We start from the raw sequence: 17,623 nt of genomic DNA on the forward strand, positions 1-17,623 counted from the left end.
GTGATTAGTTAAAGCTCTTTCCTATAGATTGAGCCTATGGAATTTAAGCTGCGATCACCAGAGAAGAAAAAACCCCCTTTCCTGCTGATAACATTAAAAAACAAAGCACCTCGTTGAAAAAATGTCGCAATCAAAGCGAGTAATCATACCCGATAACAAAGCTAAATCCGCTTGGCACGCAAGCCCCCTTCCTCACCCTGCCCACGACAATCAGCCGCAGCAAAACGCTGCTTCACTTTGCCCAGCCAGATGTCCGAGTGCATGTCGCGCCTGATCGCGGATGCCTACGCCACAGGCAAGCTGAAGCGACTGATGCTGACCGGTATGACGGAGCAGGAAACCCTTGCCCTGATTGGTCAGCGCCGCGCCCGGAAGCGGTTGAAAGTGGAGGTCAACCGGAAAACGCAGGAGGCCAACCGAGCGTCTTCACGGTCTGCGCAACGGAAAAAATTTAGGAATGTCAGAAGTAGGTGCAACCAGTTGCAAATCCCGCCGAAAGGCACTCTTGCAACACCACCACGGGCGCCCCACGCCGAAGCGGAAGCACATGCATTGTGACAGTTTAGGGTAACAGCGGCAGTTTTACGCCCGGCAACCAAGCGGTCTTGAAGGGAGAAGGCATCGGCAAACCAGCCCGATATGGGACCCAACTGACAGAACACAATAACAGCGACCCTCGAGGAAACACAGCTCTTCCCCCAGACCGCCGAGAGCAACCAGTGTTTGGCTCTCTACATTTGTAAGACTACCGTCGTCTTATTCTGGCCGCTGGCAGCTTTTTACGGATTTGTCACCGCTCGACTACTTGGCTGGCAACCTAACTCAGCAGAGAAACTTCTGCCGTTCAATAGCAGGTCCCGAACCACTCCCCCCCCAAACGCAAACAATTGTTTTTACTTATATTTCTTCCAAGTTTGGCACCAAATTGCTAAACTGGCATAGAGAAAACCGTCCTGCACCGCCCACCCCTATCACGTGCCGAAGCGTTGCAACCAGTTGCAAAGGAAAAGACAGATGAGCATTCAAAAGGTCATGCTCTACGGCCACCTAGCTGAGAAATTTGGCGGTGAACTTCCCATCAAGGGCAACACCCCTACCCGTGTCATTCAGATCATTGAGGCGAACTTTCACGGCCAGTTCTACAATGCCCTGAAGGTGGGAGAATATTTTGTCTGGAGCGAAAGAGCTGACGGCACGGAACGGGGTTACGGGACAGCCGAAGACCTCACTATGTCCACTTCGGATGAAGTTCTCCATATCATGCCACGGATTGAAGGCGCATCCAGCAATAAGGGAGGGATAACGGCGGTCTTGGGCTTAGTTTTGATTGGGGTTGCCATCGTTGCCAGCAATGGCGCAGCAGCCGGACTGGTCGGCAGCCTGGATACTGCACTTGCCAGCGGCGGTCTCGCGAGCACTGCCGCACACATGGGTATCGGAATGGCCCTGTCCGGCATCGGCCTCATGCTCTCACCCATGCCAGAGTTGAACATCGACAACGACCCAGACGACCAGCAACAGTCCTACATTTTGGGCGGGCCGATCAACACAATGTCCGAAGGCGGAGCGATCCCGGTAATTTACGGCGCCCCCATCGTGGGCTCGACGGTAATCTCCGCGGGCGTCAGTATCGAACTGCTTGCAGTGGACGAGTAATTTGCAACGGGTTGCAAGCTAGTTGGAAACCGCCATCTCAGCCCGCGCTGGATGCTGCAAACACACTCGGCTGCTCGCAGCCCGGAGCAGACATAGACATGGCCGCGGGTGCCAAAGATGCTGTCGGTGCAAAATTCCATGGTCAATTTCCTGAAAGCGGACCCTCGGCAGGGCCGAGCTACCTCATGTGATGCTGCGGGGCGCACCAGGGGCCGCGGAGCGCAGGAAGCCGCCGCTGCAAAGTTGCGAACCGTCTTCGCCTTTCGGAACCTGACCGGCCCATAACAGACATCCCATACCGTCACGTAAGCTGCGATGCGGCGTCTCCGAACCGGTCGTTCGTCCCTCGCGCATTATCCCGACTCCACCGAATGACAGGAGCGCGGAGAAAGCTGAGGTTGCCTCAGGTATGCACAGACACGATCCATTTGCGGAGCCGATCTAACCAACGCTAGTTGTTGGCCTTAGTCTTTTTCCCCAAATCCGATGGTCAGCGCTTCCAGGTATTTTTGAAGTTTCATATTTCTAAGGTTGGAAACGACAAAAGCAATTGTTAATTTGCGCAGCAATCATGTGTCATCAGATTAGAATAGAATAGCATTCTGGAGGTTTCTTCGATTGGTTCGAGTAAATCTAAAAAACTCTTCAAGATCGCCAATGAGAACTGTCGAGAAGGATGCCGAGATGGAAATTGCGACTACTAATCTTTGAGCTGTCGCACTATACCAATTTACTTCCACATCATTGCTCTCTTGAATGCGGCCACTCCAATTTGGATGCACTGCCTCACATAGAACACCATAAACTGCCATCATTCCATTCTGCATCTTTTCAGAATTCCGAACCGCATCCATGACATTCGGCGTCTTTTGCTGGGACAAACCACTGAACTCCAGAGATGCAAATATGTACGAACTCAAGACTCGCTTGATCTCATCTCCATCCACTCTCTTGACCGCGGATTTGAACTTTCGAAAGAAATCGGCAAGTACTGCCATTGTCTCAAGACCTGCACGCGCCGATGCAGCAGCACCAAGTAATCTTCCGTCGCCCACGAGCACTGCGGTGTCATCTAGAAGCGCTGAAACACGCATCAAATTTCGCTCAACATACTGCTCAACGTCGGCCTCAATACCAAGATCTGTACCCCACTCGAAACGCCCAGACACAGCTTTTTCGGCCAACGAAGTGCCTGCGGAAGACACTATCTGCTGGCATTTTTCTCTGGGGATTGCTGATGGCTTATTCAACTTGACGCCTCCAAAATGCCAAGCTTCTGCAACATTTTGAAAGCCGCTGTGTTCTTGGCCCAGACAAAGCGGCTACTGGACGCTCTCGTTGAATTTCCCTCATACTCACAGATTGCTGTGTGGGTAGCTGCGTGGATCGGCCCTGAAGTTATCTTGGAGTACATAGGCAGCACAGGAGATTTCTGCTGTACGTATTCTTGCAAAACAGTAACGTATGAGAACTTTTCGTCGAATTGCTCTGGTAACCTCCTATCCCCATCTGGACGACCTGCCGTTTCAGAGAACACGCTTTGCACCCGAAGCCATGCTTTCATCTTCCCAAAGAACTTGTCCTGTTCGTTTATGAACAAAGCGAACAGTAGGGCTTGGGCCATTTGACGATCTGCGTTTACTCCCCAATCATGTATTGGCTCATATATTGAGCGACTCAATTTTCTTAGCTGAAATCTCTCAATGGCTGCATCACAAATCCGCGGGTGAACACCTTCAACGCTCAAGCTTCTAAACTCAGAATCGCTGTTGATGATGGAAAACTCCAGAGCGAGCGCTCCTATGCGACTAGTGATTTCATTATCAGGCATTCTGTTGTATCGCGAACGTCCCGCGCTCTTCGTCTTCAATGCCTGCATCAATCTAAAGTAGTCAGGCTGGAGACCAAGTTCCTTATTGACCTCATTCGCAAGATCAAAGACCTCTTGCGGTATAGACCGCGTTGAGATCGGTTTTTTCTCCTTTTCAACTGATGCTGACTTTTTAGCTAGGAGGCGCATCAATGATTTGCGGCTCTCCTTGTGCCGCTTCAGTGCAATTATTGCCGTCTCAGCAAGCTTTTTTGAGCCCTCCTTCTTTGATTTCGCGCTAACACTAACCTCGCCAATTCTTGAAAGTTGCAAACTGACGTGAAATATAGGGTCGTGGTCAGGGGTGTTTGGGTCCCGCTTATACTGATATGAAGGAAGTTGGAGACCTAAATCTTGCGCATATTCCTGCAAGAGTGTTTTTGCGTCGCCAAACTCAATATCTTCCGCGAAGGTTTCTAGGAAGTTTTTGGGATCAAGACTTGTAAGAACGAACTCTTTCGCCTTAAAAAAACCTTCATATAGGAAGAGGGCGTGAACCAGCTTCTTGTACGCCTTGTCGAGTAGACCTTTTTCCTCCGTGAACCCTCTGCCAACGAGTGGGGTCCCCAGCTGTTTGTCTACCCAAAAGCGCTCGGTCAGAGCATAGCTACCAAGATAATTGCACGCATTCGCAAATGCACCCACACTCTTGTTTTCTACCCACTTGGTTTCCAAGAGGTAGAGCGACAAAATGAGATCAATCAGCGCCTTACCGGCTGTTGGTGATGGCATAGATCGGACATTTCCAGAAAGCCCCGCGCGGCGATAAACGCGCGAGAAGTCTGTCTGAAATGAAGGGTGATAAAGGGCAACCGCAATCTCATTAGCCTGATCTTCGCCTCCACGAACTCTAGAGAGTTTTTCCAAAAACTCTATGCATCTATTTGAAAAGAGTTCCTCTGTGGACTTAACGTCTTCGATTGCCGTCCATTTCCTTTCAAACCTTGAAAGCTCCTCGCGGAACTTTTCTTCAACTGACGAATTCAGGGTTTCTAGAGCCGCGGTTAAGCCATGTAGCTCCGCGTCTTGTTTGACGTCGTTTAAGCTATGCGAACTTTGAGCGGTGCCATTCTTTTCATTCCTCCCCAAGGTCCAATCTCCGCTCTTTTCCAAGTGACTATCTTTGATGAGCAGACTGCCGTGTTGAGCACCTGTTAGCAATGGTTTCGGTCCGAGTTGTCTTCAGAAAGCCCTTCGGCTAGTGAGATAGACGCAGCGCGGATCTGGTTCGACGCTATGGGCTTTCCGATGCTCGTAGAATGGGCTCAAAGCGACCTTGTTGACTGCGCAGCACCGGCGCGTTGAGTGCTTCAATACTTACGCGCTGTCGGCCCTGTGCGAACATTAGCCAGGATAGTCATCGCCGCGGCGCGGTTTCCACTAACCCGCCTTTCGTAGCATCGTGCAGCAAGGTCCGGCAGTCCAAGGTCCGCATCCCTTCCGTTCGATGATGGTTGGTGGCTGCACCTGCGGCGAAGGTCTGCTCCTTTAATTGCTCGTGCAGCATGGGATCGCCGCCCGGCTGGCAGATCCCAAGACTTTGCAAACGTCGCTGTCTGCGCTTGGGCGTCACTCGGTCCTGCCCAGGCTGCGCGCGCAGCGAAAGTTGGCTTGGTCCCGCATCTTGCCAGTCAGTGAACGTCTGGGCTGCCCACCTCCAGCCCAACTTAGCACTTCCAGCAATCAAACGCGTTGCATGGCAAAGGGTGGACCAAGGGGTGTATACGCTTACCCAACAACCGATAAGATATTGAAAGAAATGATATTTTAAGGAAAGTTGGTGCGGTCGAGAAGACTCGAACTTCCACTCCGGTTAAGGAACAGCGACCTCAACGCTGCGCGTCTACCAATTCCGCCACGACCGCACTGTCTTAGGCTTGGTGTAGCGGCGTATAGACCAGCACGGATGCGATGTGAAGCCGAAAATCATCTTTTTTGCGCGGAATATCCAAGCTCCTGCCCTATCCGGGCTAAGCGCAGGAAAACAGGGGCGCAATTCGGCTGCCAAGACCGCGCGACAGCCCGGGGCAGGCGTTGAATAACCCAAATGAAAGCGGCCGGCACTTTTGCCGGCCGCTTACTGTTCCGGTCAGCGGAGAAACCGCTATTCAGAACCGAAGGTCGGCAGTGCAGCACCGCCGCCGGACGCCTGCACCGGCTGCACACGGCCGCCTGCCAGTTCGCTTGAAGCCGCCTTGATCAGTTCCGCGCGGCCGGACTGGCCTGGTGCGAATACAGGCTCGGCACCGCTTTCAAGCGCGATCACTGCCATGCTGTACCATTCCTGCGCCTTCTTCACCGCGTTCGGTGCGCCGAAGCCCAGCGCCAGGTGGTGGCCGATCAGCTCTGCATAGGGGCGCTGCCCGGTGCCGGTCAGGATCAGCGCCGCGCCCAGTGCCACATCCATGTCGTCGCGCCGGTAGCCGGAGAACAGGCAGATCCCTGCCGTGTTGGACAGCTGCTCCAGCGACATGCCGGATTGCAGCACAAATTTCTGCACATCCCCCATCACTTCGCCGCTGCCAGCGCTGCCGAGCTTGGCCAGATAGGGCTTCAAGGCCGGGCCGAAGGCATCGCACTGGCTGTCGATCTGCGCCTGTGAGGCTCCTGCAACCTTACCGGCCCGGGCTTCACCTGCGTTGATGGCATAGGTGCGGGCCAGACAGAACTGCTCACCCAATGCCAGTTCCGGGTCGTTCATGCTGTCGGCGGTCATGAATCCGCCGTTGGAACTGGTCAGCAGGCTCACCTTGCTGCAATAGCTTGTAAGCGAGGCGCTTTGCTCTGGCTGATCGAACAGGGTTATGCCGCCCAGGGCCGCATTTTCCTGCCCCGAGAAAGCCATCACTGTGCTGCGGTTCTGCGCGGCCTGAACCGGCGCGTCCGGGCCGGTATCCGCCATCCTGCAAGTGCCCTGATGGCAGGCGAAGCTGGCCGGGGTCACGCCGCGGGCCAGGAAATCGTTGCGCTGGTACCCTTGCGGCGTCGAAGCAAAGACCATCACCGAACAATTTGACGCGCCGCACCAGAACGAGCTGCCGGAGACTGAGGTATCCAGCACATAATCGTTGCGGCCGTCGCCATTCAGGTCTGCCAGCTGCATGAAGCCAGTGCGCTGCAGCAGCTGTTCGCCGGTCGGTTCGGAGCTGGCGGCAATTTCATCCACCGCGTGGCTGACTTCTGGCGGCAGCCCGCCATAACCGCCGCTGGCATAGGTGCTGCCTGGAGCGCGGATGCCTGCGGCCTCATCCCGCCAGGTGTGCAGCACACCGCGCACGCCCTGCGGGCCTTGCATCGCCTTGATAACCTGCGGGCCGCCAACCTGGGCCCGGTTGTAGGAGCTGACCAGGAAATTTCGCTCATACGGTGCCAGATGGCCGGTGGCCGGATACCCCATATGAACCTGGTACTGGGTAATGGCGGCACGGGACCGCCGTCCCAGCACCCCGTCCGGGGTGCCTGAATTGAAACCGAAGTAGTTGAGCGCTACCTGGGTTTCACGATTCTCGGCCCGGGCCGCAGAGTAGGTTGGCGCGCGCCTGTACGTAGTGGCGGCGCGGCGCCGTTGCTTGTTCTTATGGACTTCATTGACAATGACGCCGCCGATCACGGCGCCGGCAATGGCGGCCCCCAATTCGTCCGCGGCTGCAGGACTGGTGACGGATGTTGCCAGAAATGCGGCGGTAAGGGCCGGCTTGAGCGGCTTGATAAACATGATACGCGCCCCCTATGGATACTCGCTATGGAATCAGGATACTCCACAGAAAGCACTGGCACCTAGGGGTTTTCCGGCCAATTTTAGCAACCCCCCTTACAAACGATGGAAGAAGACGGCATCGGGCATGGTTGAGTGGATCACATCAGACGGTTTAGTCGAGTATGATCAAGCGGTTGCCTTCATGGAGGAGCGCGCTGCGGCAATTGCTGCCGGATCGGCGGAAGAATGCATCTGGCTGGTTGAGCACCCGCCGCTTTACACAGCCGGCACCTCTGCCAAACGTGAAGACCTGACAGATCCCGAACGTTTCCCGGTCTATGAGAGCAAGCGCGGCGGCCAGTACACCTATCACGGGCCGGGACAGCGGGTGGTCTATGTGATGCTGGACGTGGGCAAACGCGGCCACGATGTGCGCCGTTTTGTTCAGCAGCTGGAAAGCTGGGTGATCGCGGCTTTGGATGAGTTCAACATCAAGGGCCACATCCGCGAAGGCCGGGTCGGCGTCTGGGTCGAGCGGCCTGAAAAGCCGCGGACCCTTGCGGGCAGTATGGCTGAGGACAAGATTGCCGCCATCGGAATCCGCTTGCGGAAATGGGTGAGCTTCCACGGCATCTCCATCAACGTTGAACCGGAACTGGAACATTTCACGGGCATCGTTCCCTGCGGCATCACAGAATACGGGGTGACCAGCCTCGTGGATTTGGGGCTGCCGGTGACGATGGCAGATGTGGATGTCGCCCTGAAACGCAGTTTCGCGCAGGTCTTTGGACGCTGACCTCAACTGTCTGCTACGGACGCAAGATCCTGCAGCGCTGTCAGCACCAGCTCCGGGAAAGTGTAGAACAGGAGTGCTCCGGCATCCTGGCTGATGCACAGCCTGGCATCCGGCAGGCCGCCCAGCATCTCGCGAACAGCGGAGAGCGGCGCAATGTGATCCTCTCCTCCATGTACAAACACCGACCGTGTATTCTTGCCCGGCACCACCGCCTGCACCCCTTGCCGCAGCATCTGAACATCAGCCAGGAATCCCGCGCCGCCCTGTTCCTGGAACAGCCGCTGACTTTGCTGAAGCAGCTGCAGAAGGTCCAGCTGCGACAGCATGGCCCGTTCCTTGCTGCCGCTGCGGGTTTGCATCCGCAGCAGGGTCTTGGGCCCGTACCAGTGAAGCGCTGCGGCCCAGCCTTTCATCAGCGCGGGCAGCATCCAGCTGGCGCGGGCGGCGGCCAGCGCGACCAGCCATGCGTAGCCGCTCAGACCGGAGAACTGCCGGGGCGAACTGATGGCGCAGTTTGAAGCAGCTGCCACCAAACCGGCAATCCTGCTGTCCAGGCGGCGGGCTGCCTGAAAGCCATAAAGCGCACCTCCGCGATGGCACAGCAGCACAGGGCGCTGCAGGTTCTCGTGCGCCATCAAAGCAGCCAGCTGCTTGACAAAGGCATCAGCGGGATCCTCTTCGCGTTTCAGCGGCACCGATCCGCCATAGCCGCGGCGCATCGGTGCATAGACCCTGAACCCCAACGTCCGCAACTGCGGCTGCAAGCGCTGCAGCGGTGCAATCCCGTCCAGCATCCCATGCACGAAAATCACCGGCTGGCCAGTCTCTGCCCCTAGCCGGAAGTATTGAGAGCGCTGGCCCGAGCTGTCTTCGAAGGTCTCGGATGGCGGCAGCAGGTCACCCTTGGCAATAGCCAGATCCCGGCTGTGCTCGTTCATCAGGAAGGCGGCCAGCCGGACCAGCTCCGCCGGGCCTGGCGCTCCCGCTTGCTCAGCGGCCTGCTCCAGCCTGCCCCCCACCTTGCCGCCGCCCCTGGCTGCCGCGTCCCTTAAAGGCTCGAAGCCCTGCTGCTGCAAACCCAAAGCAGCCGCAACCGGCGCCGCAGCCTCGGTGGCCCAATCCCCCTCCAACCGCTCAGCCATGACCGCAACGCCGCTGCCGTTCAGACGAACCGGGCGGCACAAAAACTGCTCTCCGGGGCCGCAGGCCGCAAGCAGCAGGACATCACGCCAGGAGAAATTCCCGCGGCGCACCTCCTCAAGGTAATTCTGCCAGTGTTCCGCTGCTGCTGGTGTCAGCCCCAGCGCTGCAGGAATTGCCATGCCGCCAGCCAGCTGGCGCGCTGCCCGCTGCGAGGCATTCAGAAGACCTCCGCCTGCGCTCGCATCCACCAGAAGCCAGAACCGGGTGCAATTACCCGAATATGCACCCGGATGAGGCCGTCCCGCCCGCTGCCATTGCTGCTCCTGGATCCCGGCTGCCCGTGCGAAATGCGCTTGCAGCACCGGTGCGGTCCTGAGCCGTCCTTGCTGCATGCGGCCCGGAGAAGGCGCAACCGGACCAACATGCGGGCCGGGCATAAACCGGTCGAATTGCTCTGGCCGGATCATCGTTTCATAAATTGCGGCCACGACCTGATCCTGCGACAAGGTCTGCGCACGGCACAAGAGCGTCACCCCGCCCCTCCAATACTGCTTTAACGTCAAAGAGACCCTGCGCCCGGCAAGCATTCAGCAAGCGCACAGGCGAGTGCAGACCTTCTGGCCCGCATGTTTCAGGCGACATGCCTGTAAACTAAAAATGCCCGGCTGATGCCGCCCGAAACCAGGCAGGCATTCCGTGCCGGTCTACCCCAATTCTTGGGTTCCCATACGCTTGGGCGCGCGCGCCCTCTTTGACCTACAACCAATTTGCGAAACAGCTATGATCAAATTCAACTAAAATTCAACATTTATTTCAGATGCATAAATTCGCATCAGAAAACACCGCAGAACCTCTGCGGTGTTCTTGCATTTCAAAATGCAAAGGAGGAGAACGTCAGCTGTCCGCCAGCGCCGCGCGGATCTTTTCCGCCTGGGCCTGGATCAGGTCCATGTCGCCCATGGTGCCCGGCGGGCGCAGCCGGTCGCCCTCGTGCCGCGGCAGCACATGCATGTGCAGGTGGAACACCTCCTGCCCGCCAGCCGCCTCATTGAACTGCTGCACGGTGACCCCGTCCGCGCCGAACGCCGCGATCACTGCCTGCGACAGTTTCTGCACCGTCTGCATCACTGCGCCCAGCTGCGCCGGGCTGGCATCCAGGATATTGCGGCAGGGGGTCTTGGGGATAACCAGCAGATGCCCGTCTGCGCGTGGCATGATATCCATGAAGGCCAGGGTATCGTCATCCTCATAAACGCGGGTGGACGGGATCTCCCCGCGCAGGAGCTTGGCAAAAATATTGTCGGGGTCATAATCAGGCATGCTTCCGGGCTCCTTGTTCTGGCTTTCCCCGGTTGTGCGCGCGCCCCGCCCCCAGGTCAAGCCGTCTGAGCCGGGCAAATCCCAGGGCATTCAAGCCCCTGCGGCAATAAATCTTGATCCAGATCAAACTCCGCCATTGAAGGCCCCGGCAGGCCACACTAAAACTCGCAAGGAATCCAGGCCGCCCGGAGTCCGTCTCCGGGGGCCTTTCGTTATGCAGCAGGAGGCACCTAAATGGCAGACGCAGCCATTCATGGTCACGGCCACGAGGACGAGCGGAGCTTTTTCACCCGCTGGTTCATGAGCACGAACCATAAGGATATCGGCATTCTTTACCTGATCGTCTCGGCGATTGCAGGTCTCATCTCCGTCATCTTCACCGTCTACATGCGGCTGGAGCTGATGGATCCCGGCGTTCAGTACATGTGCCTTGAAGGCGCGCGCCTGTTCGCAGACGCCGCTGCGGAATGTACTCCGAACGGCCACCTCTGGAACGTGATGATCACCGCCCACGGCATCCTGATGATGTTCTTTGTGGTGATTCCGGCCCTGTTCGGCGGTTTCGGCAACTATTTCATGCCGCTGCAGATCGGCGCGCCGGACATGGCATTCCCGCGGATGAACAACCTGTCGTTCTGGATGTATGTCGCAGGCACCTCGCTGGCGGTTCTCTCGGTTGTCTCCCCGGGCGGCAATGACCAGCTGGGCTCCGGCGTCGGCTGGGTTCTGTACCCGCCGCTGTCCGTGAACGAAGGCGGCTACTCGATGGACCTGGCGATCTTCGCCGTGCACGTCTCGGGTGCTTCCTCGATCCTCGGTGCAATCAACATGATCACCACCTTCCTGAACATGCGCGCCCCGGGCATGACCCTGTTCAAGGTGCCGCTGTTCTCCTGGTCGATCTTCGTCACCTCCTGGCTGATCCTGCTGAGCTTGCCGGTTCTGGCCGGCGCCATCACCATGCTGCTGATGGACCGCAACTTCGGCTTCACCTTCTTTGACGCGGCAGGCGGCGGCGACCCGATCCTGTACCAGCACATCCTGTGGTTCTTCGGCCACCCGGAAGTGTACATCGTGATCCTGCCCGGCTTCGGCATCATCTCCCACGTCATCGCCACCTTTGCGCGCAAACCTGTCTTCGGCTACCTGCCGATGGTCTGGGCGATCATTGCGATCGGCGTTCTGGGCTTCGTCGTGTGGGCGCACCACATGTATACCGTCGGCATGTCGCTGAACCAGCAGGCCTACTTCATGCTGGCCACCATGGTGATCGCGGTTCCGACCGGGGTTAAAGTGTTCTCCTGGATCGCAACCATGTGGGGCGGCTCGATCGAGTTCAAAGCACCGATGATGTTTGCCTTCGGCTTCCTGTTCCTGTTCACCGTTGGCGGTGTGACCGGCGTGGTGCTGAGCCAGGCGGCTGTCGACCGCGCCTATCACGACACCTACTACGTTGTGGCTCACTTCCACTACGTGATGAGCTTGGGTGCGGTGTTCGCGATCTTCTCGGGCATCTACTTCTACTTCGGCAAGATGACCGGCCGCCAGTACAACGAGCTGGGCGCACAGATCCACTTCTGGCTGTTCTTCATCGGCGCCAACCTGACCTTCTTCCCGCAGCACTTCCTGGGCCGTCAGGGCATGCCGCGCCGCTACATCGACTACCCGGAAGGTTTTGCCTACTGGAACAAGATCTCGTCCTATGGCGCGTTCATCTCCTTCGCTTCGTTCATCCTGTTCTTCGGCGTGGTGATCTATTCGCTGCTGCGCGGCGCCCGCGTCACCCAGAACAACTACTGGAACGAATATGCGGACACCCTGGAGTGGACCCTGCCCTCCCCGCCGCCGGAGCACACCTTCGAAATCCTGCCCAAGCAGGAAGACTGGGACCGCTCGCATTCGCACTAAGCGGCTGAGAAGCTGATACAGAAAGGCCCCGGTGCTGATGCTCCGGGGCCTTTTTCATACCCGCTTGTCCGGATAAATGGCCGCAGTGGAATTTCCGCCCTTCCGGCACATCATTCATAGAGCGCTCTCCCTCTTCAGGCCCGAACCTATGCCCTACAATTGGATCCGCCCGCAGTCTGGCGCCGAGCGTGAACTGCACCTCTGGCCGCACCAGTCGCTGCCGCCCAAGGGGTACGCGCGCTTCATTGGCGTCACTGCAGTTTTGATCTGCGTGCCACTGTTGCCGCTGCTGGGATCCTTCCTGCTCTGGGGCCTCCTGCCCTTCCTGCTGCTGGCGCTGTTCGGCATGAAATGGGCGCTGGACCGCAGCCGCCGCGACCACCAGATCCTCGAAGTGCTGACCCTCACTGCCGAGGAAGCCCGGCTGGAGCGGATCAACCCGGACGGCAAGCGGCAAAGCTGGCGCTGCAACCGCTACTGGACCCGCGTCGAGATGCACGAGCATGACGGCCCGGTGCCCCATTATGTCACCCTGCAGGGCGGCGGCCGCGAGGTGGAAATCGGCGCCTTCCTCTCGGAAGAAGAACGGGTCGCGCTCTACGGCGACCTCAAAGACGCCCTGTCCAGCTAGCTGACATAAGAAAGGCCCGCGATGCGGGCCTTACGCTTCTTTCTGGTCTCAAATACCCCCGCCGGAGGCAGCACGCGCCAGCGTGCCTTCCCTCAGCAGTCGCCCTTGCTGCAGAGCTGATCCTTGACCATCGGGCCGGCTTTGCCGAAATCCATCTGGCCGGTGTATTTCGCCTTCAGCGCGGCCATCACCTTGCCCATGTCGCGAATCGATTCGGCGCCGGTCTCCGCAACTACCGTCTTTACCGCCTCAGCCGCTTCCTCGTCGCTCAGCTGCTGCGGCAGGAATTCCTCGATGACGGCGATCTCGCCCAGTTCCCGCTCCGCCAGATCCAGCCGCCCGCCTTCCTCATAGGCGTGGGCGCTTTCCTTGCGCTGCTTGGTCATCTTGCTCAGAATGGCGAGGATTTCCTCATCTCCGATGCTGGTTTCCTCGCCATCGGCGCGGGCAGCAATTTCGCGGTCCTTGATCGCAGCATTGATCAGCCGCAGCGTACACAGCCGCTCCGCCGCCTTGTCTTTCATCGCCTGCTTCAGGGCCTGATTGACCCGAGTGCGCGTATCCATATGCAAAAGCATCCCCATGGTTGCCGGACACCGATGGTTATCCATTCTTATGCAGCTGTGCAAGTTTACAGTAAACTTTCCATTCCTGTCCCCGCGTCAGCCTGCCCGCCTCTTGCAGGCTTGACCCGCATGGGCGCTCCCCTTACAAGCCCATGAATTTTACCCGCATGGAGACTCGCGCAATGGCCGCTTCCGCCCCGACCAAGCCCACCGCATGCCTGGCGCTCGCTGATGGCACCGTCTTTTACGGCACCGGTTTCGGCGCGACCGGCGACACCGTGGCCGAGCTCTGCTTCAATACCGCAATGACCGGCTACCAGGAGATCATGACCGATCCCTCCTATGCCGGCCAGATCGTCACCTTCACCTTCCCCCATATCGGCAACACCGGCGTCACCCCGGAAGATGACGAAACCGGCGATCCCGTTGCTGCGGGCATGGTGGTGAAATGGAATCCGACGCTGGCCTCCAACTGGCGCGCGACAGAAGAGCTGAAGGACTGGCTGACCCGCACCGGCCGCATTGCCATCGGCGGTGTCGACACCCGCCGCCTGACCCGCGCGATCCGTCAGCAGGGCGCACCGCATGTGGCACTGGCGCATGACCCGGAGGGCAACTTCGACGTTGAGGCGCTGGTCGCCAAGGCCCGTGGCTGGTCCGGCCTCGTCGGCCTGGACCTGGCCAAGGACGTCACCTGTGCGCAAAGCTACCGATGGGACGAGATGCGCTGGGCCTGGCCGGACGGCTATGCCCGCCAGGAAGCGCCCAAGCACAAGGTTGTGGCGGTCGACTACGGCGCCAAGCGCAACATTCTGCGCTGCCTTGCCAGCGCGGGCTGCGACGTGACCGTGCTGCCCGCCACTGCAACCGCTGAGGAAGTGCTGGCGCACAACCCCGACGGCGTGTTCCTGTCCAACGGCCCGGGAGATCCGGCGGCCACTGGCGAATACGCGGTGCCGATGATCCAGGACGTGCTGAAAGCGGACCTGCCGGTTTTTGGCATCTGCCTCGGCCATCAGATGCTGGCGCTTGCGCTGGGTGCCAAGACCGTCAAGATGAACCACGGCCACCACGGCGCCAACCACCCGGTCAAAGAGCATTCCACCGGCAAGGTGGAAATCACCTCGATGAACCACGGCTTTGCGGTGGATGCACAGACCCTGCCGGAGGGCGTCGAAGAATCGCATGTCTCGCTGTTCGACGGCTCCAACTGCGGTATCCGCATTGCCGGCAAGCCGGTGTTCTCGGTGCAGCACCACCCCGAGGCCAGCCCCGGCCCGCAGGACAGCTTCTACCTGTTCGAGCGCTTTGCCGCCGCGATGGCAGAACGCAAATCTGCGTAAAAAATCGGCCGGCCATGCCGCTCTGGCGGCATGGTTAACACCGCATTTACCAACTCTTAACCCCCCGCCGCCAGCCTGAACGCCTCTGGTTTCAGTGTTGCGGACGGGCGATGGGTATTGTGTCACAGCCGCTGCGGCAGCTCCGGCAGCCGCAGCAGGGAAAGCTCCCGCAGCAAGGGCTGCCGCCGGATGCGCCGCCGCCGGTAGACAACAGCAGCATGATGAAGGCTCTGGTGCTGCGCCAGCATCAGAAAGCCGCGCTTGGACGGGTGCTGGTTGCCGAAGGGCTGGCGAGCGAGGACCAGGTCCAGGACACATTGTCCCGCCAGTACCGGATGCCCCGCGCTGACTTGTCCGGCCAGATGGCCAACTCCCGGCTGCTGGCCTGCAAACCCGCGCGGTTCTGGCTGCGCCACTGCGCGGTTCCCTGGATGCAGCTGGGCCGGACCGTCACAGTGGCGGTTGCCCACCCCGACCGGTTTGAGACCCTGCAGCAGGAACTGCGGGACAGTTTCCAGCAGGTCACCCCGGTTCTGGCCAGTGAAGCCCAGATTACAGCACTGCTGACCGCCCATTTCAGCCCCGCCCTGGTGCAGCAGGCCAGCTGCAGCGTGGCCCCGCAGCTAAGCTGCCGCACCCTGCGGCTTGCGCGGGGCCGCGCTCTGCTGGCCACCTTGGCCGCCCCGGCGCTCTTTCTGTCCTGGCACGCTCCGGCAGCGGTTTTCACCTCTCTCAGCGCATTGGCGCTGCTCTCTGTATTTCTGTTTACCGCGCTCAAGCTCTGCGGACTCGCCTCTTACTGGCATGCACGCGCGCACCGGGTATCCACCAAGCCCGAGCTTGCCACGCCTCCCCGCACCTCCTGCCCTATGATTTCAATCCTGATTCCGCTCTATCAGGAGGCCGAGATCAGCCGCGCCTTGCTCACCCGGATCCGGAAACTCAGCTATCCGCGGGCGCAGACAGACGTGATCCTGGTGCTGGAGGAGCACGACAGCGTCACCCGTGCCGCCCTGCAGAACGCCCGCCTGCCCGCTTGGATCCGCGTGGTGGAAGTGCCGGCCTTCGGCGGGCTGACGACAAAACCCCGGGCGATGAACTATTCGCTGAATTTCTGCCGGGGCGACATCATCGGGGTCTGGGACGCAGAAGATGCGCCCCAGGCCGAGCAGCTGAATCAGGTGGCCCAGGCCTTTGCCGCCGCTGATAAACGGACGGCGTGTTTTCAGGGAGTGCTGGACTACTACAATCCGGGCACCAACTGGATATCACGCTGCTTCACGCTGGAATATGCCAGCTGGTTCCGCATCGTTTTGCATGGCATCGCCCGGCTCGGCCTTGTTGTGCCTCTGGGCGGCACCACCATGTTTGTGCGCCGCAAGGTGCTGGAGGAACTGGGCGGCTGGGATGCCCACAACGTCACCGAAGACGCTGATCTGGGCGTCCGCCTGTACCGGGCAGGATACCGCACGGAAATGCTGCCCAGCACGACATATGAGGAAGCCAACTGGCGCCCCTGGCCCTGGATCAAGCAGCGTTCCCGCTGGCTCAAGGGGTTTATGGTGACCTATCTGGTGCATATGCGCCAGCCGCTGCGGCTGCTAGCGGAACTGGGCTGGAAGCGTTTTCTGGGCTTTCAGGCGTTCTTTCTGGGCACCATCGGGCAGTTCCTGTTTGCCCCGGTGCTGTGGTCGTTCTGGCTGTTCACCCTGGGCCTGCCGCACCCCAGCGACGAGAGCCTGCCGCCGCTGCTGCTGACGCTGGCCGCGGCAATGCTGGTGTTCTTTGAAGGGTTGGGGCTGGTCATAAGTATCACCGCGGCCTTTGCCATGGGGCGGCCCTGGCTGGCAGCCTGGGCACCTGCAATGATCCTTTACTTCCCGATGGGCGCCGTTGCGGTTGCCAAGGCGGCGCATGAACTGCTCGCGCGGCCATTTTTCTGGGACAAGACGGCCCACGGCATCAAACCCGCCACCAAACGCCGCCGCCGCCGCTGGCGGGTTATCCCCGCCCGCTGGCGTCCTGCTTCAGCCGGGTCATGAACGCGATTGAAATATGCTCCTTCAGCGCTTCACCCGCTGCCGCCTCATCGCGGCGGCTGATCGCGTCGACAATTCCCTTGTGCTCTGACTGGGCAATCTCGCTGCGGCCCTCGGCCGCCAGCGAGGTGGTTGCCATCAGCGCCATCGTCCGGTGCACCAGATCCAGCTGCTGCACCAGGTAACGGTTGTGCGATGCCAGGTGGATCTGCTCATGGAACCGGCGGTTTGCCTTGGACAGCGCCGTCGGATCGCCGACCAGCTTGTCGTCGGACTCGACCATCTCCTTCAGCACCTTGATCTCTTCTTCGGTGGCATGGCGCGCCGCCAGCTGCGCCGCCAGCCCCTCCAGCTCGCGCCGCACCACATAGAGCTCTGCCATCTGGTTGTGATCCAGCGAAGCGACGATCAGGGACCGCCCGTCACGTTCGAGCAGCGATTGCGTCTCCAGCCGCTGCAGCGCTTCGCGGATCGGGGTGCGCGACACGCCAAAGCGCTCCGCCAGATCGCTTTCCACCAGCCGGTCGCCCGGTTTGTAGATCCCCGAGTCGATCGCCTCGAGGATCAGCGCATAGGCATCTTTCTGGTTGCTGCGGCTCTGGCTCATGGTCGTCCCTGTCTGTTTTGATCCGACAATCTCTACAGCGCATCCCC

General features: G+C 59.4%; 14 protein-coding genes and 1 tRNA gene. 7 read left to right on the plus strand and 8 right to left on the minus strand.

All coding sequences use genetic code 11. The features are described 5' to 3' along the window. Nucleotides 1–261: 261 nt before the first annotated feature. The gene (locus tag GC1_RS14715; RefSeq protein WP_152614054.1) at nucleotides 262–558 is read left to right on the plus strand and encodes a hypothetical protein; all 297 of its coding nucleotides are present in this window, start codon (nucleotides 262–264) and stop codon (nucleotides 556–558) included. Between the two features lie 456 nt (nucleotides 559–1,014). Beyond that, nucleotides 1,015–1,656, plus strand: a complete 642-nt coding sequence (locus GC1_RS21980; protein ID WP_019298402.1) for a tail assembly protein — start codon at nucleotides 1,015–1,017, stop codon at nucleotides 1,654–1,656. Between the two features lie 584 nt (nucleotides 1,657–2,240). On the opposite strand, the gene GC1_RS22495 is transcribed toward GC1_RS21980, so the two are convergent. The 4 genes from GC1_RS22495 to GC1_RS14735 form a co-directional block, all read right to left on the minus strand. Next, nucleotides 2,241–2,906 (minus strand): hypothetical protein, encoded by a 666-nt coding sequence (locus GC1_RS22495; protein ID WP_152614053.1) that lies wholly within the window; start codon nucleotides 2,904–2,906, stop codon nucleotides 2,241–2,243. Continuing rightward, complete coding sequence (locus tag GC1_RS14725; RefSeq protein ID WP_152614052.1) at nucleotides 2,903–4,639, minus strand: putative dsRNA-binding protein; 1,737 nt, start codon at nucleotides 4,637–4,639, stop codon at nucleotides 2,903–2,905. The genes GC1_RS22495 and GC1_RS14725 overlap by 4 nt, the downstream gene beginning before the upstream one ends. A gap of 665 nt (nucleotides 4,640–5,304) precedes the next feature. After that, nucleotides 5,305–5,391 (minus strand) — tRNA-Leu (locus GC1_RS14730). Nucleotides 5,392–5,630: 239 nt separating this feature from the next. Beyond that, entirely contained in the window at nucleotides 5,631–7,241 is a 1,611-nt protein-coding gene (locus tag GC1_RS14735) for a peptidoglycan-binding domain-containing protein (protein ID WP_019298400.1), read from the minus strand. Between GC1_RS14735 and lipB the strand changes: the two genes are divergently transcribed. After that, nucleotides 7,240–8,019 (plus strand): lipoyl(octanoyl) transferase LipB, encoded by a 780-nt coding sequence (gene lipB, locus GC1_RS14740; RefSeq protein WP_272946446.1) that lies wholly within the window; start codon nucleotides 7,240–7,242, stop codon nucleotides 8,017–8,019. The two genes, GC1_RS14735 and lipB, sit on opposite strands and share 2 nt — an antisense overlap. Nucleotides 8,020–8,021: 2 nt before the next feature. Here the strand turns inward: lipB and GC1_RS14745 are convergent, their stop codons facing one another. Together GC1_RS14745 and GC1_RS14750 are read right to left on the minus strand one after the other, a co-directional pair. Next, a complete protein-coding gene (locus tag GC1_RS14745; RefSeq protein WP_152612396.1) occupies nucleotides 8,022–9,695 on the minus strand; it encodes an alpha/beta fold hydrolase in 1,674 nt (557 codons plus the stop codon). Between the two features lie 361 nt (nucleotides 9,696–10,056). Next, on the minus strand, nucleotides 10,057–10,482 hold the full coding sequence (locus GC1_RS14750) for an HIT family protein (protein WP_029205061.1): 426 nt from the start codon (nucleotides 10,480–10,482) through the stop codon (nucleotides 10,057–10,059). Between the two features lie 234 nt (nucleotides 10,483–10,716). Between GC1_RS14750 and ctaD the strand changes: the two genes are divergently transcribed. Beyond that, nucleotides 10,717–12,390: a cytochrome c oxidase subunit I gene (ctaD, locus tag GC1_RS14755; protein ID WP_019298396.1), complete on the plus strand. Its 1,674-nt coding sequence runs from the start codon at nucleotides 10,717–10,719 to the stop codon at nucleotides 12,388–12,390. 148 nt (nucleotides 12,391–12,538) lie between these two features. Beyond that, entirely contained in the window at nucleotides 12,539–13,021 is a 483-nt protein-coding gene (locus tag GC1_RS14760; protein ID WP_019298395.1) for a DUF2244 domain-containing protein, read from the plus strand. Nucleotides 13,022–13,113: 92 nt separating this feature from the next. Here the strand turns inward: GC1_RS14760 and GC1_RS14765 are convergent, their stop codons facing one another. After that, nucleotides 13,114–13,587: a GatB/YqeY domain-containing protein gene (locus GC1_RS14765; protein WP_029205060.1), complete on the minus strand. Its 474-nt coding sequence runs from the start codon at nucleotides 13,585–13,587 to the stop codon at nucleotides 13,114–13,116. A gap of 182 nt (nucleotides 13,588–13,769) precedes the next feature. Here GC1_RS14765 and carA point away from each other — a divergent pair, with 182 nt between their 5' ends. After that, nucleotides 13,770–14,930, plus strand: coding sequence for a glutamine-hydrolyzing carbamoyl-phosphate synthase small subunit (gene carA, locus GC1_RS14770; protein ID WP_019298393.1), 1,161 nt, complete (start codon nucleotides 13,770–13,772; stop codon nucleotides 14,928–14,930). A gap of 218 nt (nucleotides 14,931–15,148) precedes the next feature. Further along, entirely contained in the window at nucleotides 15,149–16,972 is a 1,824-nt protein-coding gene (locus GC1_RS14775; RefSeq protein ID WP_337589022.1) for a glycosyltransferase, read from the plus strand. Here GC1_RS14775 and GC1_RS14780 read toward each other — a convergent pair. Beyond that, the gene (locus tag GC1_RS14780) at nucleotides 16,932–17,576 is read right to left on the minus strand and encodes a GntR family transcriptional regulator (protein ID WP_019298391.1); all 645 of its coding nucleotides are present in this window, start codon (nucleotides 17,574–17,576) and stop codon (nucleotides 16,932–16,934) included. The genes GC1_RS14775 and GC1_RS14780 overlap by 41 nt on opposite strands. Between the last annotated feature and the right edge of the window lie 47 nt (nucleotides 17,577–17,623).

This window comes from Leisingera sp. ANG1, assembly GCF_000203975.2.
Classification (GTDB): Bacteria; Pseudomonadota; Alphaproteobacteria; order Rhodobacterales; family Rhodobacteraceae; genus Leisingera.

What these genes read in the sequence shown, in the direction of transcription:
- GC1_RS21980 (WP_019298402.1), top strand. Translation starts at nt 1,015, where the DNA reads ATGAGCATTCAAAAGGTCATGCTCTACGGCCACCTAGCTGAGAAATTT.
- GC1_RS14780 (WP_019298391.1), bottom strand. Translation starts at nt 17,576, where the DNA reads ATGAGCCAGAGCCGCAGCAACCAGAAAGATGCCTATGCGCTGATCCTC.
- ctaD (WP_019298396.1), top strand. Translation starts at nt 10,717, where the DNA reads ATGGCAGACGCAGCCATTCATGGTCACGGCCACGAGGACGAGCGGAGC.
- GC1_RS14775 (WP_337589022.1), top strand. Translation starts at nt 15,149, where the DNA reads ATGATGAAGGCTCTGGTGCTGCGCCAGCATCAGAAAGCCGCGCTTGGA.
- GC1_RS14765 (WP_029205060.1), bottom strand. Translation starts at nt 13,587, where the DNA reads ATGGATACGCGCACTCGGGTCAATCAGGCCCTGAAGCAGGCGATGAAA.
- GC1_RS14750 (WP_029205061.1), bottom strand. Translation starts at nt 10,482, where the DNA reads ATGCCTGATTATGACCCCGACAATATTTTTGCCAAGCTCCTGCGCGGG.
- GC1_RS14735 (WP_019298400.1), bottom strand. Translation starts at nt 7,241, where the DNA reads ATGTTTATCAAGCCGCTCAAGCCGGCCCTTACCGCCGCATTTCTGGCA.
- GC1_RS14760 (WP_019298395.1), top strand. Translation starts at nt 12,539, where the DNA reads ATGCCCTACAATTGGATCCGCCCGCAGTCTGGCGCCGAGCGTGAACTG.
- lipB (WP_272946446.1), top strand. Translation starts at nt 7,240, where the DNA reads ATGATACGCGCCCCCTATGGATACTCGCTATGGAATCAGGATACTCCA.
- carA (WP_019298393.1), top strand. Translation starts at nt 13,770, where the DNA reads ATGGCCGCTTCCGCCCCGACCAAGCCCACCGCATGCCTGGCGCTCGCT.
- GC1_RS14715 (WP_152614054.1), top strand. Translation starts at nt 262, where the DNA reads ATGTCGCGCCTGATCGCGGATGCCTACGCCACAGGCAAGCTGAAGCGA.